This is a genomic window from Bdellovibrio sp. ZAP7 (assembly GCF_006874645.1).
GTDB lineage: Bacteria > Bdellovibrionota > Bdellovibrionia > Bdellovibrionales > Bdellovibrionaceae > Bdellovibrio.
In genome coordinates, this window is record NZ_CP030082.1 from 257,222 (window position 1) to 281,664 (window position 24,443).

A 24,443-nucleotide genomic window follows, 5' to 3' on the forward strand; every position below is an offset into this window, starting at 1 on the left:
CGGGACGGCCGTGGCGCCAGCCTTTCGATCCCAAGCTGGAACTGATATCTTAAAGGTGTGGGGGAAATCATGTTACGACTGATGTCGATTCCGATCGTCGTTATAGGGCTGTTCACATCAGCTTGTCAGACATCCATGCTTAAACAATTCGAGTCTATTAAACCCGGCATGGAAAAAGATGACGTTTTGGATCTTATGGGAAGCCCCAACCAAACCCAACGTGTATCCGGCAAAGATCGCTGGTACTACACATTTTATGACAAACGCATTCGCTTTCAAAAAGAAGTTCAATTTGTGGATGGTGCCGCTATCTACATCGGTGAAGTTTATCAGCCGCCTGCAGAGCAGACGGCTGTCGCAATTGACACCCGCAATGAGTCTCGAAACAAACAAATTGATGAAGAGATAAAAAAAGAAGTTCAGGAAAATCGTAAGGCGTATGATGCTTACGAATCACAAACGAAAGGGACAGATAAAGTTCGTTACGTCCCTCAGTTCGAGCCTATTCGGTAAAATTAAGTGGAGATCCTAAAACAGAAATGATTTCGTAGCCATTTACTTCCAGGAAGTCGGATTTGTCGCGGCTATAAAGCTTAATGCCTGTCCAAACCCAATTGTAACCTGCGGGCAGTTCAACCTTCACACCATCTAAATGTAAACCATCTGGTGACACCGAGCAGTGACCCTGAATAACGGTGTGTGGAATATCGCCAGATACCGCCACACCATCGGCAGAAAAAGTTAATTCAATATAAGGATAGCGCTGACATACGGAAACTTTGGCGCCGTCCTGATCTGCCATGAAAAAGTGACCCAAGTGCAAGCGTTTGCCATCACTGAAATCAGTGACCTTGGCATCTTTTAATAGCTGATATTTAAAAGCTTTTAGGAAAGTTGTCGGATTGGATCCAGAAAGATCAGCACTTGCCAGTGCTGTATCCATCTGCGCTTCTTGTTCAGTCGATGCGATTTTGCGAGAGCTGGACATGCGGTTATTCAAGTAGGTAATCGCAATCGGAAATGCCAACAAGATCAGGAAGGTGATGGCGCTGCGTTTTCTATTTTTTATGACAGGCTTTTGTTCTTCACTCATTTAGTACTCACATTTCAGGGCTTTGCGATCAGCCTCTGTTAATACATCACGCTTTGTTCCGGCATTCAATACCGGCCACATGACTGTTGAAAGAGTGGATCTGTGTTTCAAACCTAATACGTGTCCGAACTCATGCACAATCAAACTGTGCAAATGAAGATCAGAAGTAAGTTCTGGATGTTCAATGTAAAAGCGGAAGTATTTTGCATCGACCGTCATGTCTGACTCGGTGATTTTATTTCCGGTCCAATATAGTGTTGTCATGGCCTGTAAATTTGGAGATTTGGTCCAATTGGTATTCCAATAAATTCCGTTACGGCCGTCTTTGCTGCCATCATAAGAAATGTCGTCTTCGTTGGTGATATTAAAAAGAGACATTCCCGCGGCGTCTTCCCAAACTTTTGCAGCCGATCTCACGATAGATTCATATTCTGAAGGAACATTCTTTGAAATAAACATGTTAATCGGCAAAGTTGTTTTCCAAGAAATACGCTGACCATAAACGTTTTGCACAAATCCGCATTCATCTTGAGCGGCACTCGCAAGAGTCGTTTCAGAGCCTGGTCCCAAAGTCACGCCCTGTTGGCATCCACTGACTAAAAAGCTCAACATTGTGAATACTAAAAATTTATACATATCCTCCAATTTACCATTGAAACCGTGGTTATCTGAACAGCACTTTCTTATTCCCGACCTTCGACTGGTCCTGTGTCCTTCCTTGCTTCGTGAAGTGGTGGGGCGTAGGCTTTGGGGCATGATAAATTTTAAGTTCATTAATAAGAATGCTGTAGTAACAGGTGGCGCTGCTGGTATTGGCCTTGAGATCTCTCAAAGCTTTTTAGCAGCTGGTGGGAACGTTTCCGTATGGGATTACTCTGAGAAGGCCTTGGCAGCCGCTCAGGATGAGCTTTCCAAGTACGGCTCTCAGGTTCAATACGTTCAAGTCGATATTACAAATCGCGATTCGGTCGCGAAAGCCGCTGCTGGCTTGCCTTGGGCTGTGGATATCCTTGTGAATAACGCCGGAATCACACGTGATAAATCATTTGCGAAAATGGGCGCGGATGATTGGGATGCTGTGATTAATACAAACTTAACTGGTTTGTTTAATGTCACAAAAACCTTGCTCGAAAAATTCAATCCGAATTCACAACACAAACGCATTATCAATATTTCTTCCGTGGTGGGTATTTACGGTAATTTTGGTCAGACAAATTATGCGGCGGCAAAATCCGGCGTAATTGGTATGACAAAAACTTGGGGTAAAGAGTTGGGTCGTAAAGGATTTACTTCCAACGCCATTGCTCCGGGCTTCATCAACACTGCGATGACGAAAGCTATGCCTAAAGAAGCGATAGATGCTATGGCAGCTAAGGTCCCAGTGATGCGCCTTGGCGAAACTTCTGACATTGCGAATGCTGTTCTGTTTTTAGCAAGTGAACAAGCATCTTACATCAACGCCACTGTTATAAGTGTCGACGGTGGCATCACTTTATAAGATTTGACCTTTTGCGGCGCAACAATGACCCCTGGATAGTGTGGTGTAATTTGTTGCGGTCCCTAGGGTTTTCGGGTACTTAACTTAGATTATATTACAATACTGTGACAAAACTTTTTTGCGTCCGCCCTTTGGGAGTGCCAGCCTATGTCTGAGAATAAAGATCATTATAACCGCGGTGGTTTGTTTGCATTCATGTTTTCTATGGCGTTTGTATTCGCCTTTTTCTTCTACCTAGTTGTAGTCAACAAAGGTGTGGATTTGGCAGAAAACGTTATCGATCCGAATGCTCCAGCAGCAGCGACAGGTCCCGTGTTTGATATCACGACTGTGAAAGAACCATGGGTTGAAACTCCTGAAATGATCACGTACGGTCAAAAATTCTTCAAAACAAACTGTGCTATGTGCCACGGTGACACTGGTCACGGTGATGGTGCTGCGGGTGCGGCTTTGAATCCTAAACCACGTAACTTGGTTGAAGGTAAATGGACGCAAGGTGAAGGTATCATCAATCACTTTAAAGTGGTTACGAATGGTATCCCGAACACTTCAATGGCAGCATTCGGTCACTTCAAAGCGGCTGATCGTTGGGCTGTTGTTCACTTCATTAATTCTATCTCTAACAATAAATCTAAAGACGATCCTGCTAAAGTTGCTGAGTTTGCAAAAACCGCAAAATAATTAGGAAGTTATTTAATGCTGAAAAGTCGTTTGGTTTTGAAAGCAAAAAAAATGGGAATAGTTCTGACTGGAACCGTTCTCGTTTTGTTTTCAGTGACAACGACTTTCGCATACAACGGAACTGAAGCCGGCATGGCGGCGGGTGATAAAGCTCGCGAGCTTCAGGGAGTTGGGATCGAAGAAAAATTGGGCAAGAAGCTCGATTTGGGAATGAAGTTTAAGGACGAAACTGGCAAAGAGGTCGCACTCGGCGACTTCTTTGACGGAAAACACCCCGTGATTATTTCGCCTGTGTATTTTTCTTGTCCTGGTTTGTGCAACTTTCACCTGAACGGTCTGACAGATGCACTCAAAGTGATGGATAAGAATTGGACTGTTGGTGGCAAATTTAAAGTAGTCGCTATCAGTTTTGACTCGAAAGAGACGCCGGAAATCGCCGCTCATAAAAAAGAGCTTTATATGAAGCTTTATGATCGGCCGGGTTCCGAGTCGGGCTGGCACTTTTTGACCGGAAACGAGCAACAAGTAAGAGCTTTGACAGAAGCTATTGGATTTAAGTTCAGATGGGATGAAACTCAAAAGGAGTGGGCACATGCTTCAGCAGCAGTTGTCGCGTCTCCTGAAGGCACGGTTTCTCGCTATCTTCCTGGGATTATGTTTAATCAGCAGGATATTAAGTTGGCTTTGAACGAAGCAACCGAAGGAAAGATCGGAAACTTTGTAGATAGCCTAGTGCTTTATTGTTTTCAGTATGATCCACACAAGAGCAAGTACTCGCTTGCCGCAGTTTCAATCATGAAAATGGGCGGGGGAGTGATGCTTCTGGTGATGGTTTTATGGTTATTGCCGCTTTATATTCGCTCTCGCAGAGCGAAGAAAAATGTGGCGGGGAGATAAAGGTACATGATGTGGTTTAATATTGCGAAGGCCCAATCCTTCATGCCAACGCAAGGAACCGAGATTGCCAAGCAGGTGGACAATCTTTACGGATTCTTGCTGATTACAAGTTTCATCGCCTGCGTGCTGGTTATCGGCGGGATGATTTACTTTGTACTTAAGTACAAACGTAAATCTGAAAACGAAAAAACAGCATACATCTCTCACAACACAGCGTTGGAGTTCTTGTGGTCATTTATTCCACTTGTGATCTTCCTAGCGGTGTTCGCCTGGGGTTGGTACATTTACCACGGCATGAGAACTATGCCGAAAGACGCGTTAGAAATTAACGTTCTTGGTAAACAATGGGCTTGGGAAATCGAATACAAAAACGGTTTCAAAGCTGTGAACGAAGTAGTTGTTCCAGTGAACACAGACGTGAAGTTGCTTTTGACTTCTCAAGACGTGATCCACTCATTCTTCATCCCAAGCTTCCGTATTAAACAAGACGCCGTACCAGGTCGTTATACTGCTTTGTGGTTCCGCGCTGAAAAACTTGGTGAATTCCACGTTTTCTGTGCTGAGTACTGCGGTACTACTCACTCCGGTATGATCGGTAAAGTACGTGTTGTAACTCGCGCTGAGTTCGACAAGTACATGGAAGAAGGCCAAGAAGAAGGCCAATTGCCAATTGCTGAACGTGGTAAAAAACTTTTCGCGTTGAAAGCGTGCGCATCTTGCCACTCTGTTGACAATCCTGCTGTAAAAGTTGGTCCATCATTGTTCCAGGTATTTGGTCACGAAGTTGACGTTGATGGCGGCGGAAAAGTTATCGCAGATGAAAACTACATCCGCGAATCTATCCTTCAACCAAATGCTAAAATCGTAAAAGGTTTCCCTAAAGGCGTTATGCCAACGTTCCAGGGTCAGATTAACGAAAACGAACTTAACGCTCTGGTTGAGTACGTTAAGAGTTTGAAATAAGGAGTGTAGCTCATGGGTAGTCATTCATCATCAGCTCACGGCGATAATTATATTAATTGTGAAAAAGGCCTATGGTCATGGTTAACAACGGTTGACCATAAACGTATCGGTCTTATGTACATGATTGCAGTTATGTTCTTTTTCTTCATCGGCGGGGTTATGGCCTTGCTTCTTCGTTTAGAGCTTTTCGCTCCAAATGTAACCGCGGGTGTTGGACAAGTTTTGAAAAACGGCGACACGTACAATCAGGTTCTGACTTATCACGGTGCGATCATGGTCTTCATGGTTATCATCCCTGGTATCCCGGCGATCCTGGGTAACTTCTTCCTTCCAGTTCAATTGGGCGCGAAGGACGTGGCTTTCCCTAAGATCAATTTGGCAAGCTGGTACGTATTCATGTTCGGCGCTATGTTGGCAGTTGCGACTTTCTTCACAACTAAAATCGACACTGGTTGGACATTCTATACTCCGTATTCGATCCGTACAGGAACAGCGACAGTAATGATGGTTATTGCAGCCTTCATTATGGGTATGTCCTCAATCCTGACTGGTTTGAACTTCATCGTAACTGTTCACAAACTAAGAGCTCCGGGCATGACAATGCACCGTATGCCTTTGTTCGTTTGGGCACTTTACTCAACTGCGATTCTGCAAATGCTGGCAACTCCGGTTTTGGGTATCACGTTGATGTTGTTGGCCGCTGAAAAAGTATTCGGTGTTGGTATCTTCGATCCAGCATTGGGCGGTGACCCGGTATTGTTCCAACATTTCTTCTGGTTCTACTCGCATCCAGCGGTTTACATCATGATCCTTCCAGCGATGGGTGTTGTGTCTGAATTGATCACAACGTTCTCTCGCAAAGTGATCTTTGGTTACACAGCGATCGCGTACTCTTCTCTAGGTATCGCGGCGGTGTCCTTCTTCGTATGGGGACATCACATGTTCGTTTCTGGTCAGTCAGCAACTGCAGGTATCTTGTTCTCTTTCATCACGATGCTGGTTGGGGTTCCAACAGCGATCAAGATGTTCAACTGGGTAGCGACAATTTATAAAGGTTCTGTGAGCTTCGACTCTCCAATGTTGTTCGCTCTGGGTTTCTTGTTCTTGTTCGCAATCGGTGGTGTGACTGGTATCATGCTTGCGGTTCTTCCAATTGACGTTCACTTCCATGACACATACTTCGTGGTAGCCCATTTCCATTACGTGATGGTGGGTGGTACTTTGATGGCGTTGATGGGTGGCTTCTATTACTGGTTCCCGAAAATGTTCGGTAAGACTTTCAGCGAAGCAGCGGCTCGTATGTCTTTCGTGTTCATCTTCATCGGTTTCAACGTGACGTTCTTCCCTCAATTCATCTTGGGCGCGATGGGTATGCCACGTCGTTATTTCGACTACATCCCGAACTATGAGCACTTGAATAAAGTGTCGACTGTAGGTTCGTGGTTGATCCTTACTGGTTTCTTGATCGGTCTTTACACGATCGTACAAGGTATCAGAAAAGGTGATAAAGCTCCGGCGAATCCTTGGGGCGGTAAAACTCTTGAGTGGCAGACTTCTTCTCCACCTCCACAATTTAACTTCGATGTTGAACCAGTAGTAACAGCGGGGCCTTATGAGTACAGATAATGTAGCTAATCCACACGCAGCACATGTGTCGCATCACTTTAAAGATGCGACTCAAGAATACGACAGCGGTAAGCAAGGTATTTGGTTGTTCATGGTTACCGAGATCCTTATGTTCGGCGCACTTTTGGTCGGCTACGGAATCTTCCATGCGATTTATCCAGAGATGTTCGCTGAAGGGGCTAAACAGCTTGATTGGAAATTGGGTTTCATCAATACCCTGGTTCTAATCTTCTCTTCTTTCACAATGGCGATCTCGATTCAGTTGATCCAGCGTAATCAAATCAAAAAGGCGGCGATGGCTTTGGCAATCACGATCCTTTGCGGTGCGATTTTCATGGTTATCAAATACTTCGAGTGGACACATAAATTCCACATGGGCTTCTATCCAGGTCGTTTCTTGGATATGGCTAAAACGGGTGCAGAACACGCGAACCTTGGTATGTACTTCGGTTTCTATTTCTGTATGACAGGTCTGCACGGTCTTCACGTGTTGATCGGTATGGGTTTGATCGCTTGGTTGTTGATCAGAACGATTCGCGGTGATTTCCACTCCCAATACTGGATCCCAGTAGAAGGCGTTGGTATCTTCTGGCATATCGTCGATTTGATCTGGATCTTCCTATTCCCTCTTCTTTATCTGGTGGGTTAACAATGGCAGCAGCAAATAATCATAAACACGACCCTAACGTTCTTCATCCACACATCTCTCCAACTTCCATGTACTTGAAAGTTGCAGGGGCATTGTTTGCGCTAACTATCTTGACGGTAGTTGCGCATCAGTTCCACGTGGCATTGGGTGCATTTGCAGCCGTTATCGCTTTCGCGATCGCAGCGGTAAAAGCAACTTTGGTTTTGTTGTACTTCATGCACTTGAAGGACGATAACAACATGAACCGTGTGATCTTCGCTTCTGGTTTCTTCTTTTTGCTAGTTCTTCTGTTCTTTAGCGTGATTGATATCCTGACTCGCGTTGCAGAAGTAAGTCCTCTATAAGACCGTGTTAAAGACTTACGCGGATCTTACTAAGTTTGGCATAGTCGTGTTCTCCGTTCTTGCGGGATTGGCCGGCTATGCCACTGGTTTTCAAAGCGAAAATCCCTTCGACTGGAAAGCCATCCTTGAAACTCTTCTTGGAATCTATTTCTTAAGCTCGGGTTCTTTGGCCTTGAATCAAGTTCAAGATCATAAGCTCGATGCAAAAATGCCCAGAACAGCCAATCGCCCAATTCCTGCAGGTCGTTTAAAGCCAGCAGCAGCGGGTATTTTGTCTTTCTTCTTCTTGTTTGTGGGATTGCAGTTGTTGTTCACGGTGCAACCGATGGCAGGATTTGTTGGTTTGATCTGCGTGCTTTTCTATAACGGTCCTTACACTCTTTATCTTAAAAAGAAATGGGCGTACGGAGCGGTTCCGGGAGCAATCCCTGGTGCTTTGCCAGTGACGATCGGCTATGCGGCAGCAAACCCTGATATCTTTAATTCTGAATCCATCTACTTGTTTCTGATCATGTTCATCTGGCAAATGCCGCACTTCTGGGTATTGGCTATTCGTTATAAAGATGACTATGCAGCCGGTAATATTCCGGTTCTTCCAGTAGCTCGCGGTCTTGATAAGACTCTTCAGCAAATCGCTCTTTGGACATTTGCATACGTGGGCGTCGCTTTGGCAGCTCCCTTGTTCGTTCATGCAAGCTGGTTATACATCCTTTTGACTATTCCCTTCGTTTTCAAAGTTTTGCAGGAGCTTTACCGCTACTACAAATCTCACGGGACGGAACGTTGGTTGGCTTTCTTTATGTGGCTCAACGTGAGTATGCTGATTTTCATCATAATCCCGGTTGTAGATAAATGGCACTTTCTGATCACTGAAAATAGATAATGAAAAAGCCCGGTCACCCGGGCTTTTTTGTTTTGGCTAATTCCAGGGTCGTATTAGGGTTGGCGTAAGTCTTCCGGTGTATCAATCTGACGGCTGAAGTGAGCTTTGATGAACATCGGGTGCTTATCCAAGTTATCAAAGATCTTCATCACAGTTGGATACTTTGAAAGGTCCACGTGGAAGCGCTGACAAGTGATGATCTGCGGATATAGAACAATATCAGCCATGGTGACTTCGTCGCCAAAGCAGTATTTCCCGGCAAATTCAGGTAATGTTTTTTCCAAAGCATCCAGCCCTTGCATCACCCATTTTTGAACCCATTGGTCCTTTTGCTGTTGAGAGTAGTCATGGGTTTCGCCGAGGTATTTCGTAACTTTCAAGTTTCCATAAGGGTGCATGGAGGCGTTAACGATTTCGCAAACCTGACGAACGCGAGCGCGGTGATAGGGGTCTTTGGGCATGATTGAAGGTGAGGGGTGAATCTCTTCCAGATATTCAAGGATCGCCATCGAATCGGGAATGATTTTACCATCGTGAATTAACGTCGGAATTCCGCCTAAGGGATTTAGTTTGCGATAGTCCGGAGAGTGCTGTTCATCCTTTAGTAAGTTGATGGGCTTGTATTCAAAGGGGATGTTTTTCAAATGAAAGGCCACGCGGGCGCGGAAGGATGTGGAGCTTCGAAAATAGTTGTAAAGAACGAACGAGGTCATATACTAACTCCTGTTGAGGCGCATAATTAACAACTCAGATTCTCATCAAAGGGCGTTTTAATGCCAAGCAGATTTATCTTTTCGCTACGCTTTTCCTCAAAGGTAATGGTTAAGCTCGCGAAGTTGTCTCTTGCCATGGTTCTGTTCATGAGTCTTTTCAGACTGAACCTTTTCTTTTTATCTGCGTTTGCCAAAGTTGAACAAGCAACTCTTTTGGAAATCGTTCAATCTTTTGTGGCGGGTTTCCGTTTTGATATCCTGATTTTTGGTTTTCTGTTGCTGCCGATCTATTTCATTTTGATGATTCAGGCTATTTCAGAAAAGTGGCCGAATTGGATTTTCGTTCTTTATAAAATCTATTTTGCGATCATTTGGTTTATTATCTGTGTGATGTCTTTCGTCGACTTCTTTACTTATGCTCACCATGGGCGGCGCATGAGGTTTGCGGAGTATTTCAACTGGACGCCGGATCTGACCTGGGAGCAGATGCATGCGTTGCAAACTAATCAGGTGATCTTCTTTACGGTCAGCACAGTGATTTTGTTTTCTTTAGGTTACATGATGATCCGAGGCATGCAGTTCGGCCAGTGGAAGGATGAGTATTCTCCACAAAAGGGATCCTATGGGGAGATGGCATTGCGCATCGTATTGCCTTTGCTTCTTATTGTTTTAGCAGCGCGTGGCACCGTGGAACCTCATCACTTGGCTTTAGAACACAGCCAGGTTTCCAGTATTCCGGCCCTCAATGAAATGGCTCTGAATGCCGTTTGGTGTTTTGATAAATAGAAAAACTTGTGGGAGACTATGCCCACAAGGAGTTCTTATGAAAAAACTGGCACTGTCTTTACTTGTCGTTTCAGGTCTTTTCTCTTCTGCAGCTTTCGCTGGTCTTAATTACGGAATTGAAGCGGGTATGCGCAGCCAATCTGGTGATACAGATGCAACTGGTGGATCCACTGATTCTCAAACAGCCATGCAAGTGGGTATGTTTGGTATAATGCCAATTTCAGGCGCTTGGAATATCCGTACGGGTTTACTTTACACACAACGTCCTTTGACTGAAAAAAACAGCGGTATCGAAAACAAAATTGATATGAACTATGTCGATATCCCTTTCAATATCATGTACAAATTCGAAGATTATGCGGGCGTGTACTTGGGCGTGAATCTTGCGATCAACATGGATAAAAAATGTAGCGCTAATGGATGCACGATGGGCGATGTGACTTCTCCATTGATTCCATTGGTGGTGGGCGCAGCCTTTAAATTTTCTCCGAATTTCGGTGTGAATGTTTACTTTGAAAGTGCCAGCGGAAAAGTTGTCACTGTAAACAGCCACGATCTTAAAAACTACCGCGCAGTTGGCGCAAACTTGCTACTGACTTTTGACTAAGGATATTTTGTGAAATTAGGTTCTCTGAAATCAGCTCAAAGTTTGGACGGTGATCTGTGCGTGATCAGCCGTGATTTGAAAACGGCGGTTAAAGCGACTCATATCGCTCCGAACTTGCGCGAGGCTATGGAAAAATGGTCTGCGAAAGAAGCTGATTTGAAAAAATTGTATAATGATTTGAACGAAGGCAAAGCTTCTGCTGCCTTCCCAGTGAATGAAAAGGACTTCCATTCTGCACTGCCAAGAACATGGTTATTTGCGGATGGTTCTGCTTTCATCTATCACATTAAGCTTGTACGTAAGGCTCGTAATGCTCCATTGCCAGAAACATTGTCTACAGTTCCTTTGATGTATCAAGGGGAGTGTGGGCAGTTCCTGGCACCGACCGAAGATATTCCGCAACGTGATTTCGCGCATGGAACAGACTTTGAGGGCGAAGTGGGAGTGATTACTGATTTTGTTCCTATGGGTGTAACTCCTGACGAGGCACTAAAGCACATCAAGCTTTTTGTATTGATCAATGATGTATCTTTGCGTGGGTTGATCCCTGAAGAGCTTGCCGGTGGTTTTGGATTCTTCCAAAGTAAACCAGCTTCAGCGCTTTCGCCGTTTGCTGTTACAGCGGACGAATTGGCAGAGGGATATAAAGATGGCCGTGTTCATTTGCCATTGGATGTGACTTACAACGGTGAGTTCTTTGGTAAAGCCAATGCCGGTGCGATGCATTTTCACTTTGGTCAATTGATCGCTCATGCAGCCAGAACACGCAATTTGCCAGCGGGTGCACTGATTGGCAGCGGTACGGTTTCTAATGAAGATCATTCAAAGGGTTCCAGCTGCTTGGCTGAAAAACGAATGATTGAACAAATTGAAACAGGATCTATCAAAACGCCTTTCATGAAAGCCGGCGATACGATTCAGATGCAGATGAATAATTCTAAAGGTGAAAATATCTTTGGGAAAATTTCTCAGAAAGTTCGTTCCGTCTAGCGAACGAAATTTTAGTGCTGATATCAAAAAAAATGCCGGGGGACCCGGCATTTTTTGTTTCTAATTTAGCTATAAAGATACGGCTTAAATTACATTGCTTCGATAACGCCGCAAGCTTCACGAGGTCCCGAGTTGCCAGCAGGTTGGGATTTCAAATCATCTTTACCTTTGTGCACAACGATAGATTTACCGATGATGCCTTCTGGGCCATTTAAAGCGGCTTTCAAAGTCATAGTCGTGTTGCCTTTACCTTTTTTATCAGCCATCAAGTTACCCAGGTCTCCCGTGTGACGTTCTGTACCAGTTGGTGAGCCGTGTTTTTTACTTGTTGGATTGAAGTGGCCACCAGCTGAAGTGAAATCACCTTCACAAGTTCCAACTTCGTGAATATGGAAACCATGAGGGCCGGCTTTCAAACCATCGATCATTGTTTCTACTTTGATTTCGCCATTTTCTTCCGTGAAGTGAACGACACCTTTAATTTTTGAGCCTTTGGCTGCTTTTAATACAGCTTGAGCTTTTGTCGGTGGCGGAGGTGGTGGCGGAGCAGCTACAACTGGAGCTTCCTCTTTGTGCGCGCAAGCGCCAATTAGTAATGCCGCAAGGACTGGTGCAATAAATCTTTTCATGTTGATTCTCCCTTTAGTGGTTTTACATGAAAAGATGGTCACAGATTTTTATCAAGCTGTCATTTATTGATTCGCAACTAGACGAATAAGCTCCACCGCTACAAAGGTGACAATGTAAAATGCTAAGACTTTGCGTCCAGTTCTGATTTTAGATGCAAGCAATGCGCGAGTTCCAAGCGTAGTCATAACGCCCCCTTTACCTATTCAGTATCGGGTGTTCTAGATTATAGATCCAATTGATTAAATCTACTGGCCTTATAGATAAATGCTATAAGGCAGCTATGCTATATCATAGTGAAATAACACAGGAATTTGCATATCCGGATGCATGCTTTCTTTCACGGGGCAACCCAAGGCAAAGCCTTCGATTTTCTTGCGATAGTCATGGGGAATGCTCATTGGCAAATGTAGGACTACATTTAATTTTGCGATTCTTCGAGGATTTGCAATCATCTCTTTTTCAACAGAAGCCCAAGCACCTTTAAGAACGATGCCGTCTTTTTCCGAGTGAATAGCCATCGTGGTTAGCATGCAGCTACCCATCGCGGCTCCAACTAAATCTGTCGGAGAGAAAAGTTCACCCTTACCATGATTGTCTTTAGGTGCGTCTGTGGCAATTCGAGCGCCGGAGGGTTCATGCGTGATTTCACAATGTTTTTCACCTTGATAGTGAGTCGTTGATTTAACCATGGGACCTTCCAGGAACTAATTAGACATCTGGTCGATAATTTTACGCAGACGCATCTCTGATGATTTAGACATGTCGTTGTAAAGCTTGCGAAGATGTGTGGATTGAATAGCGTCGCCCTTTGAGGCTTTCATTTCACGACCGATTTTGATAGCAGAGCAAACGCTTTCGATAACGAATTTTCTTTTTGAATCTTTGGTGATGAAGTCAAAGGCTCCCAGGGAAAGTGCTTCCAGGGCGCGAGCATGATCTCCGTGTGCAGTCAGAACCACGAAAGGAGTCATGTGACCCAATGAGCGAACGTAAGCCAAAAACTTTAGACCGTTCATTTGGGGCATTTCGATGTCCGATAGAATGGTATCGAACTCTTTAGTCTTTACGTATTGTAAAGCTGCAGCACCGTTTTCTGCCTCAACGATTTCATCGACGAACTCTTTCAAGAAATGTTTAAGGAGCTCGCGAATATCTGCGTCGTCCTCAACAATCAGCAATCTGCTTTTTTCTTCCTGTGGGTTCATCTCGAATCCTTAGTTCATCGTGTAACGGTTAATCACGCCCAGCAAAACGTCTTTCTTAAATGGCTTTGTGACGTGATCATCACAGCCCGCATTTAAGGACTTTTGTTTGTCATCAGAAAGGGCGTGTGCTGTCAGCGCGATAATCGGGATGTGTGAATGCTGAGTCGTGCGTTCCCATTCCCTGATAATCGCCGTAGCGGCATAGCCGTCCATCTCTGGCATTTGAACGTCCATAAAGACGATATCAAACTCGTTCGATTTTATCTTATCTACTGCTTCAAGTCCATTCTCCGCTTCAATTATTTCAAACGGCTGGTTCTTAAAGAAGTGCGTAAATAAAATGCGATTGTCTTCCGTGTCGTCAGCTAACAAGATACGAATTTTTCTGAATTTGTCCAGTTCACGAGCTTCTATTTGATCAGCAAATGAAAGCAGGCTGGTTTCAGGCATTCGTACAGTTTTTAGCTGAAGACCTGGGGACTGTTCACGGTAAGGAACCGTAAAGAAAAACGTTGTCCCGGCGTTTTCACGGCTCTTAAACCAAATTTGACCACCCATAAGTTCGACAAGGCTTTTGGAAATTGCCAGGCCCAACCCCGTTCCACCATAGCGCCGTGTGATCGAGCTGTCGGCTTGGGAAAACTTCTGGAATATCAAATGTTGCTTTTGCGGAGCGATACCGACACCAGTGTCGCTGACGCTGATCAGAAGGCTGTCTTTCTTGGTCGGACTCTTAACAACCGTGACTTTGATTTCACCACGCTCAGTAAACTTTATCGAGTTGCTCACCAAGTTGATCAGAACCTGACGTAATTTGGTTGGATCACCCATCAGGAATGTGCTGACGCCAGGACCGATATCAAAAGAGTACTCGACTCCTTTGATTTGTGCACGAGGACGCATCATCTCTTGGACGTCTGTCATCATCTTATGAAGCTCAAACGAAATATTTTCGATAGAAACTTCACCGGCTTCAATCTTGGATAGATCCAGAATATCATTGATCAACGTCATCAGTACGTCGCTGGCTTTTTGGAAGATCGTTAAGTAATAGCGCTGATCAGGATCAAGCTTGGTATCTTTTAAAAGCTCGGCCATACCCATGATCGCATTCATTGGGGTACGAATCTCATGGGGCATGTGAGCCAGAAACTGAGATTTCGCCAAAGATGATTTTAACGCCTCATCCTTCATGGCAATTAATTCTTGTTCTGCTTTTTTCATTTGCGTGATGTCTTGGTTAATACCCCAAGTGCAGACGGGATTTCTTTTGTCATCGTATTCAGTCAAGCCCATCAAATTTGTCCAGATGAACTCGTGGGTGTCAGCTCTGCGCACACGAACTTCAAAGTGGAATTCACGGATGCCGGAACCGGCTTGCTTAAGCGCGGTCTCTAAGATGTGAACATCTTCATGATGGACCATGGCTTTGAAAAGATCGTAGCTGGGCTGAACTTCGTTGGGATTTAAACCCAAGAGTTTAAACTGCTCATCTGACCAAATCATTTTGCCCAGACGGAAATCCCAACGGAAGGACCCGGTTTTAGAAATTGCCTGAGAAGCCTTCAGTAAATCTTCCTTCATGCGAAGTTCGCGTTCCGCCTCGAGCTTCCAGCGCAAGTCACCTCCGACAATCACGAATCTTTCGCGTCCTGCAGAGTTGTTCATCGGAACAGTGGTGATAGCCAGTGGAATGCGCTCTCCAGAAAGGCATTTCAAATGGGCTTCAGTTCTTTGCTGGTCAATCAGGTCTTTAAGATCAATCTCTAACCACAAAGATAACTCCGACCCAACAAGTGCTGCCTCGGGAGTGCCGATCAGTTCGTTCGCAATCGGATTGGATTTGCGGATAATGGCTTTTAAGCTGCCACCAAAGCCAGGAATAATTTCCACCATGAACATCACTTTGTTAAGCGTGCGCACGACTTGCTCTAGAACTGTTTTCTCCTGCTGTTCTTGGCCATAGGAACTTGCAAGCTTGTTGAAGTCTTTAAAGATATTCGCAAATTCGTCCTGGGAGGAATAACTGATTTCCTGAACTTTATTACCCTGAGTGCTGATGCGGGAATGCAGGAAGTTCAGGGGTTGGATCAATTGTTTGGAAAAGAAAAAGGCGATCAAAAGAGAAATCAAAAGGAACAGGGAGCCAATGATCACAAAAATAATCAGATAGTGATTAATCGGGCCTGTCGTCTCGTTGAAATTCGACTTCGCCACCAGCGCCCACTCGACGCCACCAGGAAGTTGTACTTTCCCGATGGACATTAGGCTGACTGCATTCAAATAGTCAGTGCCGGTTTCCACGATGTCGTCATTACGTAAGTAGTGACGAATTTTATCGGCTGGCAAGCTTACAGCCATCGCCGTAGTGCCGCTGTCTTTGACCAGTTGCGGGACCTGGGACTTATTTGCGCTGGATAATAGTTTTAGGAACTCGCCTGGATTTTCATAATGCAGACGAGAGTTGTTGCGCATATATCCGTCAGGACCATATGCGATCACTTCACCAGTTTCACGTAAGCCCGAACGCTTCCATTGAAAATTATCGCTAAGGATTTGATCGAAACGATCGAGCGCGATTTGAAAAACTAAAGTTCCGATATAGGTTTTTTGGTCGTAAATCGGTGCCGCAATATAAGAAACGTACTCAGGCAGAACTCCCGCCAGCGGAGCAAAGTCAAAGAAGCGAAATGTTTGCGGAGGCGCACTTTGTGACCACCGATAAACATCCGTTAATCGTGTTGCGCTGAAGATGCCCGTGTTTAGATTGGCACCCAGTTCAAAACCTTTTTGCACTGAATAGACGACGACGCCGTCCTTATCGATCAATAAGACATCGGCCATTTGAAAACGATCGGCATAATCTGACATGAAAGTGTGAATATCGCCGTGAGTTTTGAAATAACCATAAGGATCGATGGTTTTTAAAGCCGTGACGTTGCGGGGAGTGCTTTCATTTCTTTCAGCCTCCTGCAAAATCATCGATTGCAGAATCACCGCGGGCTTACTTAGGCGAGCGGCAATATTTTTTTCTTCCTCGAAACCAGGTTTGTTTTTGTAATAAGAGCTGACAATGCGGATGTCTTTCGCCGGAGCGATTTCACTGGTGCCGTCATTGATTTTCTTAAAGTTTGCATGGAAGGATAAAACTGCATCGCGCACTCGGCCCATCTCGGCAGCGACGAGCAAGTTATTGCCAAGATTTTCAAGATCAGTCTTTAAAGCTTGAGCACGGTTCAGTCGAATTTGAATCAAACGCTCCGAATGACCGCTTTGGAGTGAGGAAGTACCCACTTTATAGCCCATTGTTCCGGCGGCAATCATGGCTCCAGTAACAATGAGCAGTGTAAAGAGAAGTATCCTAACCCGTATTGTCATCTTGCTCTAGGACATCGGAACAAATTGAATTTCGATATTTTCAAAATGGTTTTTCATGTCTTGGGCAAGGGCCGCAAGTTGAGTGCCCTCGTTGTTTTTGGAGAGCTTTTCCATTTGAGCAGCAATTTCACTTAATTGCATAAAACCGTAACTGGAAGCAGCGCCCTTGATTTTGTGGGTTAAAGCCGCGATGGCGGGAAGATCATTTTTTCCAATGAGTTCTTCAAGGGTCAAAATGTCCTTTTTGCGGTTCTCGGTGAACTGCGGAATCAGATCTTGAAGATCAGCGTCGATTTCTACTTTGATTTTTGCCATAGATGGGTCGGTTATCCTTTTTAGTGGTTCTCATTACAATAAAATTTAGTTTACGAAGGCGTTTATTGCATAGATTTAATATCAACGGTAAATTCCTCTCTGCACACCATGTATAGGGCTGATTTTATGAAGAAAATACTCATTTTTCTAACGCTATTCTCCGCGCTTTCTTGCACGTCAAAGCGCGAGTTGGGTACGGAAGGAAATCCCATTCATTTTGCTCTGGTTCCCGGACAAGATGCAGCCGTTTTGTTAGAAAACGGGAAAATTTTAGAGCAGTGGCTGCGCGATCAAACGAACTTAGTCGTGAAGATTCAAGTTCCAGCAAATTTCGTTGCTGTTATTGAGGGCTTGGGATCTCAGCGAGTTGATTTCGCGATCATCAATACGTTTGGATATATATTGGCTCACGACAAGTACCAGGCTAATGCAGTTTTGATTGGTGAAAACAATGGTCGTTCTGAATATTGGGGTCAGATTATTGCGAGAGACCCCAAAATTAAATCTCTTAAAGATATCAACGGAAAGAAAATGGCTTACGTCGATCCCGCGTCGACGTCTGGATATGTTCTGCCAGCAACACTTTTAAAGGATGCTGGTGTGAAGCCGAGAGAATTAGTGTTCGCAGGCAAGCACGACAGCGTTGTCAGCATGGTTTATCAGGGCCAAGTGGATGCGGGAGCAACTTATCATACTCCCGCAGAAGACGGTAAACCTCAGGATGCACGCCGTTTGGTGCTCACTCAATTTCCAGATGTTTTTGACAAAGTACGAATCATTGCGATGACGGGATCTATTCCGAGTGATCCGGTTGTATTTCGTGCGGGATTTCCGGCTGAACAGCAAAAGAAATTGGTGGAAGCGCTTAAGAATTTTTCCGCTTCTCCAAATGGAAAGCAGACTTTGCGTAAGCTTTATCACATTACGAATTTTAAAGACTGTACTGATCAGACATTTGACCCGGTTCGCAAGATCCTGCTCAATCTGGGTAAGAATGCACAGGATCTCGTAAAATAGATGATCTACAATACGGCTTTGCCGAAGTGGCCTTAGAACATGAAAGGCAGGCTTACGCTGATCATGCTGACTTTATTGCCGAAGTCATCAAGGCTTGGGATAGAACCCCAGTTGCCTGTTCCTTTTGAGTATTTCAGATCCATGTACTCAAAGTTGATTGCGACCAGGAAGATCTTAATTCCTACTCCGAATTTAGGTCCTTTGGCTTCGTCGAATTTGACGTCAAATATACCGCTTTCCTCGGGATCCAAAGTGCCGCCGGCAACATATCCAGCCCAAAAGCGTAAACCAAGCAGGGGAGTCTGCACACCAATAATCCCACCGTATGTGCTGGAGGTTGCGTCGGCTTCGTAACCGGTGTTGTCGTGTTTGAATTTTGGTTTGGAATAGGACCCATCGACTCCCACAAACAGCATGTGATCCACAAAGTGCATGCCCAGTTTTAAATCGACACCCATGCCCTTAGTTGTTGCTTCGGAATTGTCGATGTCGACGTTGCCCTTTCCGCTTTCATAAAAAACTGCAGGTTCGAAATAGAATCCTGCCGCCATGGATTGCGTGGAAAAAAGAAGAACAGCAGCCGTAAATGCCAACTTCAATAACTTCATGAGTGACCTCCATGGGAAACAGGTTACTGCGAGTTTGAATTAACGTCGCACTGTGTTTTATCACTCAGTGGACAAGCCCCGCTGTCAAACCGGGGTGGGTGTTGTGGCGATTTATTGACTTTGGTAGGTGAAACCTGATTATCATGACCTATGGAAAATCAATATTTGTCAGGATTCGGAAATCATTTTTCTTCAGAGGCTCGTCCCGGTGCTTTGCCTGTGGATCAAAATTCTCCACAAAAAGTAGCTATGGGACTTTATGCGGAACAACTAAGTGGTTCTGCATTCACAGCGCCAAGACATCATAATCTTTATTCCTGGCTATATCGTATTCGTCCATCTGTTGTTCATAAAGCTTTTGTACCGTTGCAAGAACTGACGGCGAAAACTTTCATGAAACCTCAACACATCAATCCCAATCAAATGCGTTGGAATCCTTTGGCAGCATCAGGCGATGCTGATTTCGTTGAAGGAATTCGTACAGTTTGTGGAGCGGGTGGTGCCGAAGATCATCGCGGTATTGATGTGCATTTGTATTCTTTCAATAAAGCCATGGGGAAACGCTACTTCATGAATGCTGATGGAGATTTCCTATTCGTTCCTCAATCCGGATCGATTCAGTTGAAAACTGAAGTCGGCGTGATTGAAGCAGAGCCGGGCGAAATCGCTGTGGTTCCACGTGGAATGAAATTCCAGGTGAACCCATTGGGTGCTGGTAAATGCACAGGTTATATCGGTGAAAATTTCGGCAGTCCTTTTCAGCTTCCTGAATTGGGTCCGATTGGTGCAAATGGTTTAGCTCACCGTCGTCACTTCCTGACACCCAAAGCAGCTTTCGAAGATTTGGAAGGCCAATTTGAATTGGTCGGAAAATTCGCGGGTCAGTTGTGGGCGGCAGAAATGACTCATTCACCACTGGATGTGGTGGCTTGGCATGGGAACTACGTTTCCTACAAATACGATCTAAGAAAATTCAACGTTATCAATACCGTCAGCTTCGATCATCCAGATCCCTCTATCTTCACGGTGCTGACTTCTCCAAGTGAGACGCCAGGAACAGCGAACGTGGATTTTGCGATCTTCCCACCACGCTGGATGGTGGCGGAAAATACTTTCCGTCCTCCGTATTTCCATCGCAATTGCATGAGTGAATACATGGGTTTGATTTACGGCGAGTACGACGCGAAAACGGCTGGCGGCTTTGTTCCTGGCGGCGGCAGTCTTCATAACTTCTATTCCGCGCATGGACCGGATGTGGATGCTTTTGAAAAAGCCAGCAATGCGGATCTGAAGCCGATTCGTTTGACGGCCACAATGGCGTTCATGTTTGAATCGCGCTCTCCGTATCGAGTGACTGATTTCGCAATGGGGAAAGATTTCTTGCAGGCAGATTATCAATCTTGCTGGCAGGGTTTTAAAAAGTATTTCAAATAGACTGAGTTTAAAATTTAAAAAATAAAAAAGGGCTCTTTGTGGAGCCCTTTTTTTATTTTTCTAAATTTGAAAGCAAAGTTTCGATTCGGCTGGCAAGTTCCTGAGTCTCAGGATTTTGGCGCATTTCTTCGAACTGTGTGAACGGGATGCGATCGTTATTTGCTAGGCCTATGCTCGCAAAATAATTGTCGGGATTATCAAAGTGAAGAATGAAACCTTCATTGTCTCGCTCAACCGTTACTGATTGGTGCAGATCCGTGATGCTTTGTTCAAGCATGTCCACCGCGTCTTCTGTCAGCTCCAAGTTGATATTGCGATGAACCACTTCACCTGTTGTTGGCGGAGTTGCCATCGGGGTCCCGTTCGGCGTAGCGGCTATGTTTGCCTCCGCTGTTTCAGGAGGTGGTGGAATATCCCCGCCGGGAAGTTCATTGTTTTGTCCAGGGGCAGCGCTGTCCTCAGCAGCCACCTGTGCGATTTCGGTTCCTGCAGATGTAGGATTTGGAGTGGTGAATTTAAAAACTCCCCAGCCCACCAAAATACCCAAAGCGAATGCGATTAATAAATCCTTGTTCATGAGCCCGATATTAGGCACCTCGACAAAAAAGGCAATAGGCTTTGTCTTATTTGCACGATTCTTAATGAATATCCTACGTCTGACAAATCGGGATTTGTCAGGATGGCGCGGGTCTTTACTATCAGTCCGTGTTTATTTATGGTTAAGACTGAGGTGCATGATGAAGGTTATTGAAATCACTCGGCCCGGCGGCCCCGAGGTACTGGCAGTTGCCGATCGCCCGGTTCCTAAACCCGCTGATAATGAAGTTCTGATAAAAGTAAAAGCGGCGGGAGTGAACCGACCTGACTGTGCCCAGCGCCAGGGAACGTACCCACCTCCACCGGGGGCTTCGGATCTTTTGGGCTTGGAAGTGGCTGGTGAAATTGTGGAAGTCGGTCCCAAGGTCACCCGCTGGAGCAAAGGTGATCCGGTCTGTGCTTTGGTTTCCGGTGGAGGCTACGCAGAATATGTGGTTGCCCCGGCGGGACAGTGTTTGCCTATTCCTTATGATTTAGATTTCACCCATGCAGCAGCTTTGCCAGAAACTTTTTTCACAGTGTGGACCAACGTATTTGAAAGTGGTCAGTTGAAAAAGGGCGAGACGATTCTGGTTCATGGTGGTTCCGGTGGTATTGGAACTACGGCTATTCAATTAGCGCATCAAATGGGAGCCCGAGTTTTCACGACGGTGGGAAAAGAATCCGCTGTAAAACCTTGCCAGGATTTAGGCGCAGAAAAAGTCATTCAATACAAAAAAGAAGACTTTGTCGCCGTCGTTAAAGAAGCGACCGGTGGCAAAGGCGTCGACGTTATTTTAGATATGGTGGGCGGGGAGTATTTTCCTCGCAATATCGAGTGCCTGTCCCCGCTGGGGCGTCTGGTGCAAATCGCGACCTTGCAAGGTGCGACGGCAACTTTTGACTTAAGAAAAATGATGGCGAAAAGGTTGGTGATCACAGGATCCACTTTGCGCCCTCGCTCGGTGGAAGAAAAAGCCCGAATTGCCAAAAGTTTAGAAGATCATGTGTGGCCGTTATTAAATAAAGGACGACTAAAGCCCGTTATTTTCAGAGAGTTTAAACTTGAACAAGCCCGTGAAGCTCATGAACTGATGGAATCCAGTGCGCATACTGGAAAAATCGTATTGAACGTCAATTAACTTATCGGAGGTCTTAATGGTCTTCTCGCCCGCCGGAGGTTTATCTGTCCTGCTTTTCATGGCGGTGGTTATTGGCGTTTGTATTATGTTTATCGGTGCTGTTGGCGTGGCCAGTGAGCGGTTGGAGTTTTCCGTAAACCGCGAAGTTATCAAAGTTACGTTGCTTACTTTGTTGTGGCTCGCATTCGGTACATTTCTAACGTACACCAAAATCTTTCAGTTTCGTCCTTATCCCGTGGCTCTGGCATATTTCATTCTTGTGTTATTGTTGTCGATTGGCCTTGCTTTATCACGCTATGGAAATCGCCTGGCCTTGAGCCTTTCATTATCTGCCTTGGTTTTGTTTCACGGCTTTCGTCTGCCCTTGGAAATAATTTTTCATCAGTGGGCCGAGCAGGGAACTATGCCAGCCACCATGACTTGGACGGGATATAATTTTGATATTGTGGCGGGAATAATGGCGCTGATGATTGCTCCCTTTGCGAATAGTCACAGATGCCTTGCGTGGGTATTTAATATCGTCGGATTTGCTTTGGCTGTGAATGCCGTCTATGTCGGAGTGATGTCGTCACCCTTGCCATTTGCCTGGCAGATCGAGCCTCGGCTTTTACTCCTGTATCATATTCCCTACTTCTTAGTGATGCCTGTCTGCGTGGGAGGCGGAATCGCGGGTCATGTGATTTTGACAAAGGCCTTGTTGTACCGTGCTTAACTTCTGAAAATGAGTGTTGGGGAGGGCATCGATGGAATCCCAAAAACAACAGGAAACAGATTTTATTTCTCCAACGGGAGCTTTGAGTTTTTCTGAATTCATTGCCTCACTGGAACAAACCCTGGTCGACTATTGCCGTGTGGATCTTTTGGAAGGCCGATTGATTTTTGTTGCTGATGATGGCGAGGTCTATTCGGATACTCTTGATATAAAATCCGATATTGCAGAAAAATTTGATGATGGTGGGGTACGCCAAGCCATTCTGGATAACCAATTGGATCGCCTAAGTTTTAAAGATTTCGTCTCGGCACTGATGAGCAGCGGAGTTGTGAGTTACACAATTCATCTTTCCGGAAATAAAGTAATCTATTTTGGAAAAAACGGTGATTGTTGCTATGAGAATCTTAAATTAAAACCAGGTGGCGCTCGACGTCCAGCACTGGGGACTTCAGCGGTTCAATAGTCACAACCAGATCTTTAAATTTTTTGCGAGCTAACAATAGCTCTTCATCGATCTTTTCTTTACGCGCTTTCAAAAGGAAGTACTTTCCTTTTTTTGCGTAATAAGTGCGGCTGACATCCAAGATCACATCAACCGGTTTAAAACCGCGTGCTGTGACTACATCGACGGCCCCAAGGTCCTTAGGGATTTCTCCGTGTACGTGAAGATTCGGTGCGATCTTTTTGCAATTGTTCAAAAAGTTTTGTTTAAGAACGCTTTTTTCGTACAAGTGAAATTGAACTTCCGGAAATTGAATAGCGTAAATAACGCCAGGCAAACCACCGCCGGAACCAAAGTCGGCTGCGACCTTGATGTTCTTTGGAAAGTATTTAAGCGGCAGCAAGCAATCAACGACGTGGTTATCCAGCAGTTCATCAAAAGTCATTTTGCGGCTGATAAGGTTCAGCTCCTCGTTGGAACTCCAAAGAAGATCGATATAACTTTTCAGCTTATCAAGGGCCTCTTTACGGAAACCTAAATCCAAAATCGTGGGGATGCGTTGCTCAAATGACATGGGCCCCCTTATACCTTATGGGCTGTTTTTTGGTAGTTCCTTTTGCACGAATAGAAAGAAATCACGATCGTTGTACTTTCGTAGGAAAAAATACAACTGCTTGGGATCCTTCATCTTTCTGTGAATCTCGCGGACTGAAACCGGGGTCACGCAATCCAGGGTCAGGCGTTGTTGTTGGTCGCAGTATTCGGGTACGACTTCGTCCCCATTAAAGGGCATGGTTGTGATCGTGATATGAGCTTTTTGGGTCGGCTCAATCTTGCTGCTGATAAACTTGTTGGCCGATAATTCATTGGCCTGGTCATGAGGCATTTTAATCCAGCACGGTTTTGGGCAATTCTGGATTTCCTCTGTTGAGGCTTCCAACCCGTTTTGGATGATGTGAACGGGGATCTGCAGCTTTTTGTAGTACTCTTCCATGAAATGGGTCATCAGCAGTTGGGTATCGGGTGTTTCTGGCAACACGCCCCAAATCACATAATGGTTCTGTTGAAGATCTGGAAAAATTCGCAAGACCGTGTGGCTGGCGATATTACGTTGATCGGCGCTGATAACAGTCGGGCGGATCAGGGGCTCCGAACGAAGGCTGACTCCTTTGCGGACCAAATAGATCATGCAAAAGGTAATGATGATGAAAACCAGGCCTAGGATGGTGAATATCTTCTTCATACTTAAGCGCA

General features: G+C 45.1%; 30 protein-coding genes. 17 read left to right on the plus strand and 13 right to left on the minus strand.

What is annotated here, in order from left to right:
- The first annotated feature begins 69 nt into the window (after positions 1 to 69).
- Positions 70 to 513 (plus strand): outer membrane protein assembly factor BamE, encoded by a 444-nt coding sequence (bamE, locus tag DOM22_RS01315; protein WP_142698659.1) that lies wholly within the window; start codon positions 70 to 72, stop codon positions 511 to 513.
- Here the strand turns inward: bamE and DOM22_RS01320 are convergent.
- Both DOM22_RS01320 and DOM22_RS01325 read right to left on the minus strand, forming a co-directional pair.
- The gene (locus tag DOM22_RS01320) at positions 503 to 1,093 is read right to left on the minus strand and encodes a hypothetical protein (RefSeq protein WP_142698660.1); all 591 of its coding nucleotides are present in this window, start codon (positions 1,091 to 1,093) and stop codon (positions 503 to 505) included. The genes bamE and DOM22_RS01320 overlap by 11 nt on opposite strands.
- Positions 1,094 to 1,729, minus strand: coding sequence for a matrixin family metalloprotease (locus DOM22_RS01325; RefSeq protein ID WP_168196522.1), 636 nt, complete (start codon positions 1,727 to 1,729; stop codon positions 1,094 to 1,096).
- Positions 1,730 to 1,847: 118 nt separating this feature from the next.
- Between DOM22_RS01325 and fabG the strand changes: the two genes are divergently transcribed.
- From fabG to cyoE, 8 genes are all read left to right on the plus strand, one after another.
- Positions 1,848 to 2,591 carry a 3-oxoacyl-ACP reductase FabG gene (gene fabG, locus DOM22_RS01330; RefSeq protein WP_142698662.1) on the plus strand — a complete coding sequence of 248 codons (744 nt, stop codon included), beginning with the start codon at positions 1,848 to 1,850 and terminating at the stop codon, positions 2,589 to 2,591.
- Between the two features lie 147 nt (positions 2,592 to 2,738).
- Positions 2,739 to 3,272 (plus strand): cytochrome c, encoded by a 534-nt coding sequence (locus DOM22_RS01335; protein WP_168196523.1) that lies wholly within the window; start codon positions 2,739 to 2,741, stop codon positions 3,270 to 3,272.
- 15 nt (positions 3,273 to 3,287) lie between these two features.
- On the plus strand, positions 3,288 to 4,169 hold the full coding sequence (locus tag DOM22_RS01340) for an SCO family protein (protein ID WP_142698663.1): 882 nt from the start codon (positions 3,288 to 3,290) through the stop codon (positions 4,167 to 4,169).
- A gap of 6 nt (positions 4,170 to 4,175) precedes the next feature.
- The gene (coxB, locus tag DOM22_RS01345) at positions 4,176 to 5,132 is read left to right on the plus strand and encodes a cytochrome c oxidase subunit II (RefSeq protein WP_142698664.1); all 957 of its coding nucleotides are present in this window, start codon (positions 4,176 to 4,178) and stop codon (positions 5,130 to 5,132) included.
- Positions 5,133 to 5,144: 12 nt separating this feature from the next.
- Entirely contained in the window at positions 5,145 to 6,758 is a 1,614-nt protein-coding gene (gene ctaD / locus DOM22_RS01350) for a cytochrome c oxidase subunit I (protein ID WP_142698665.1), read from the plus strand.
- Entirely contained in the window at positions 6,745 to 7,407 is a 663-nt protein-coding gene (locus DOM22_RS01355; RefSeq protein WP_142698666.1) for a cytochrome c oxidase subunit 3 family protein, read from the plus strand. The genes ctaD and DOM22_RS01355 overlap by 14 nt, the downstream gene beginning before the upstream one ends.
- A gap of 2 nt (positions 7,408 to 7,409) precedes the next feature.
- Positions 7,410 to 7,751: a cytochrome C oxidase subunit IV family protein gene (locus DOM22_RS01360; RefSeq protein ID WP_142698667.1), complete on the plus strand. Its 342-nt coding sequence runs from the start codon at positions 7,410 to 7,412 to the stop codon at positions 7,749 to 7,751.
- 4 nt (positions 7,752 to 7,755) lie between these two features.
- Positions 7,756 to 8,634 carry a heme o synthase gene (gene cyoE, locus DOM22_RS01365; RefSeq protein WP_142698668.1) on the plus strand — a complete coding sequence of 293 codons (879 nt, stop codon included), beginning with the start codon at positions 7,756 to 7,758 and terminating at the stop codon, positions 8,632 to 8,634.
- Between the two features lie 53 nt (positions 8,635 to 8,687).
- Here the strand turns inward: cyoE and maiA are convergent, their stop codons facing one another.
- The gene (gene maiA, locus DOM22_RS01370; protein ID WP_142698669.1) at positions 8,688 to 9,347 is read right to left on the minus strand and encodes a maleylacetoacetate isomerase; all 660 of its coding nucleotides are present in this window, start codon (positions 9,345 to 9,347) and stop codon (positions 8,688 to 8,690) included.
- A gap of 105 nt (positions 9,348 to 9,452) precedes the next feature.
- Here maiA and DOM22_RS01375 point away from each other — a divergent pair, with 105 nt between their 5' ends.
- The 3 genes from DOM22_RS01375 to DOM22_RS01385 are packed head-to-tail and all read left to right on the plus strand — an operon-like array spanning position 9,453 to position 11,730.
- Complete coding sequence (locus DOM22_RS01375) at positions 9,453 to 10,133, plus strand: hypothetical protein (protein ID WP_246845795.1); 681 nt, start codon at positions 9,453 to 9,455, stop codon at positions 10,131 to 10,133.
- Between the two features lie 37 nt (positions 10,134 to 10,170).
- Positions 10,171 to 10,740 (plus strand): outer membrane beta-barrel protein, encoded by a 570-nt coding sequence (locus tag DOM22_RS01380; RefSeq protein WP_246845796.1) that lies wholly within the window; start codon positions 10,171 to 10,173, stop codon positions 10,738 to 10,740.
- A 9-nt stretch (positions 10,741 to 10,749) separates the two neighbouring features.
- Positions 10,750 to 11,730 carry a fumarylacetoacetate hydrolase family protein gene (locus DOM22_RS01385; RefSeq protein WP_142698672.1) on the plus strand — a complete coding sequence of 327 codons (981 nt, stop codon included), beginning with the start codon at positions 10,750 to 10,752 and terminating at the stop codon, positions 11,728 to 11,730.
- Between the two features lie 89 nt (positions 11,731 to 11,819).
- Here the strand turns inward: DOM22_RS01385 and DOM22_RS01390 are convergent, their stop codons facing one another.
- From DOM22_RS01390 to DOM22_RS01410, 6 genes are all read right to left on the minus strand, one after another.
- Positions 11,820 to 12,359: a superoxide dismutase family protein gene (locus DOM22_RS01390; protein WP_142698673.1), complete on the minus strand. Its 540-nt coding sequence runs from the start codon at positions 12,357 to 12,359 to the stop codon at positions 11,820 to 11,822.
- Between the two features lie 63 nt (positions 12,360 to 12,422).
- Entirely contained in the window at positions 12,423 to 12,545 is a 123-nt protein-coding gene (locus DOM22_RS20130; protein WP_256373271.1) for a hypothetical protein, read from the minus strand.
- A gap of 93 nt (positions 12,546 to 12,638) precedes the next feature.
- Positions 12,639 to 13,049, minus strand: coding sequence for an OsmC family protein (locus DOM22_RS01395; RefSeq protein WP_142698674.1), 411 nt, complete (start codon positions 13,047 to 13,049; stop codon positions 12,639 to 12,641).
- Positions 13,050 to 13,064: 15 nt separating this feature from the next.
- A complete protein-coding gene (locus DOM22_RS01400; RefSeq protein ID WP_142698675.1) occupies positions 13,065 to 13,565 on the minus strand; it encodes a response regulator in 501 nt (166 codons plus the stop codon).
- A 9-nt stretch (positions 13,566 to 13,574) separates the two neighbouring features.
- Complete coding sequence (locus tag DOM22_RS01405; RefSeq protein WP_168196524.1) at positions 13,575 to 16,889, minus strand: ATP-binding protein; 3,315 nt, start codon at positions 16,887 to 16,889, stop codon at positions 13,575 to 13,577.
- Positions 16,890 to 16,949: 60 nt separating this feature from the next.
- Entirely contained in the window at positions 16,950 to 17,258 is a 309-nt protein-coding gene (locus tag DOM22_RS01410) for an Hpt domain-containing protein (RefSeq protein ID WP_142698677.1), read from the minus strand.
- Positions 17,259 to 17,384: 126 nt separating this feature from the next.
- Between DOM22_RS01410 and DOM22_RS01415 the strand changes: the two genes are divergently transcribed.
- Positions 17,385 to 18,275, plus strand: a complete 891-nt coding sequence (locus tag DOM22_RS01415; RefSeq protein WP_142698678.1) for a phosphate/phosphite/phosphonate ABC transporter substrate-binding protein — start codon at positions 17,385 to 17,387, stop codon at positions 18,273 to 18,275.
- A 32-nt stretch (positions 18,276 to 18,307) separates the two neighbouring features.
- On the opposite strand, the gene DOM22_RS01420 is transcribed toward DOM22_RS01415, so the two are convergent.
- A complete protein-coding gene (locus DOM22_RS01420) occupies positions 18,308 to 18,883 on the minus strand; it encodes an outer membrane beta-barrel protein (RefSeq protein WP_142698679.1) in 576 nt (191 codons plus the stop codon).
- A gap of 150 nt (positions 18,884 to 19,033) precedes the next feature.
- Here DOM22_RS01420 and hmgA point away from each other — a divergent pair, with 150 nt between their 5' ends.
- On the plus strand, positions 19,034 to 20,317 hold the full coding sequence (gene hmgA, locus DOM22_RS01425) for a homogentisate 1,2-dioxygenase (RefSeq protein ID WP_142698680.1): 1,284 nt from the start codon (positions 19,034 to 19,036) through the stop codon (positions 20,315 to 20,317).
- Positions 20,318 to 20,369: 52 nt separating this feature from the next.
- Here the strand turns inward: hmgA and DOM22_RS01430 are convergent, their stop codons facing one another.
- On the minus strand, positions 20,370 to 20,894 hold the full coding sequence (locus DOM22_RS01430) for a hypothetical protein (RefSeq protein WP_142698681.1): 525 nt from the start codon (positions 20,892 to 20,894) through the stop codon (positions 20,370 to 20,372).
- A gap of 160 nt (positions 20,895 to 21,054) precedes the next feature.
- On the opposite strand from DOM22_RS01430, the gene DOM22_RS01435 reads away from it, so the two are divergent.
- The 3 genes from DOM22_RS01435 to DOM22_RS01445 are packed head-to-tail and all read left to right on the plus strand — an operon-like array spanning position 21,055 to position 23,210.
- Positions 21,055 to 22,035 (plus strand): NAD(P)H-quinone oxidoreductase, encoded by a 981-nt coding sequence (locus DOM22_RS01435; protein ID WP_142702056.1) that lies wholly within the window; start codon positions 21,055 to 21,057, stop codon positions 22,033 to 22,035.
- 16 nt (positions 22,036 to 22,051) lie between these two features.
- Positions 22,052 to 22,747 carry a hypothetical protein gene (locus DOM22_RS01440; RefSeq protein WP_142698682.1) on the plus strand — a complete coding sequence of 232 codons (696 nt, stop codon included), beginning with the start codon at positions 22,052 to 22,054 and terminating at the stop codon, positions 22,745 to 22,747.
- Between the two features lie 31 nt (positions 22,748 to 22,778).
- Positions 22,779 to 23,210, plus strand: coding sequence for a DUF1398 family protein (locus DOM22_RS01445; RefSeq protein ID WP_142698683.1), 432 nt, complete (start codon positions 22,779 to 22,781; stop codon positions 23,208 to 23,210).
- On the opposite strand, the gene DOM22_RS01450 is transcribed toward DOM22_RS01445, so the two are convergent.
- Complete coding sequence (locus tag DOM22_RS01450; RefSeq protein WP_142698684.1) at positions 23,152 to 23,763, minus strand: 16S rRNA (guanine(527)-N(7))-methyltransferase RsmG; 612 nt, start codon at positions 23,761 to 23,763, stop codon at positions 23,152 to 23,154. The two genes, DOM22_RS01445 and DOM22_RS01450, sit on opposite strands and share 59 nt — an antisense overlap.
- A gap of 15 nt (positions 23,764 to 23,778) precedes the next feature.
- Positions 23,779 to 24,432, minus strand: a complete 654-nt coding sequence (locus tag DOM22_RS01455; protein ID WP_142698685.1) for a hypothetical protein — start codon at positions 24,430 to 24,432, stop codon at positions 23,779 to 23,781.
- Between the last annotated feature and the right edge of the window lie 11 nt (positions 24,433 to 24,443).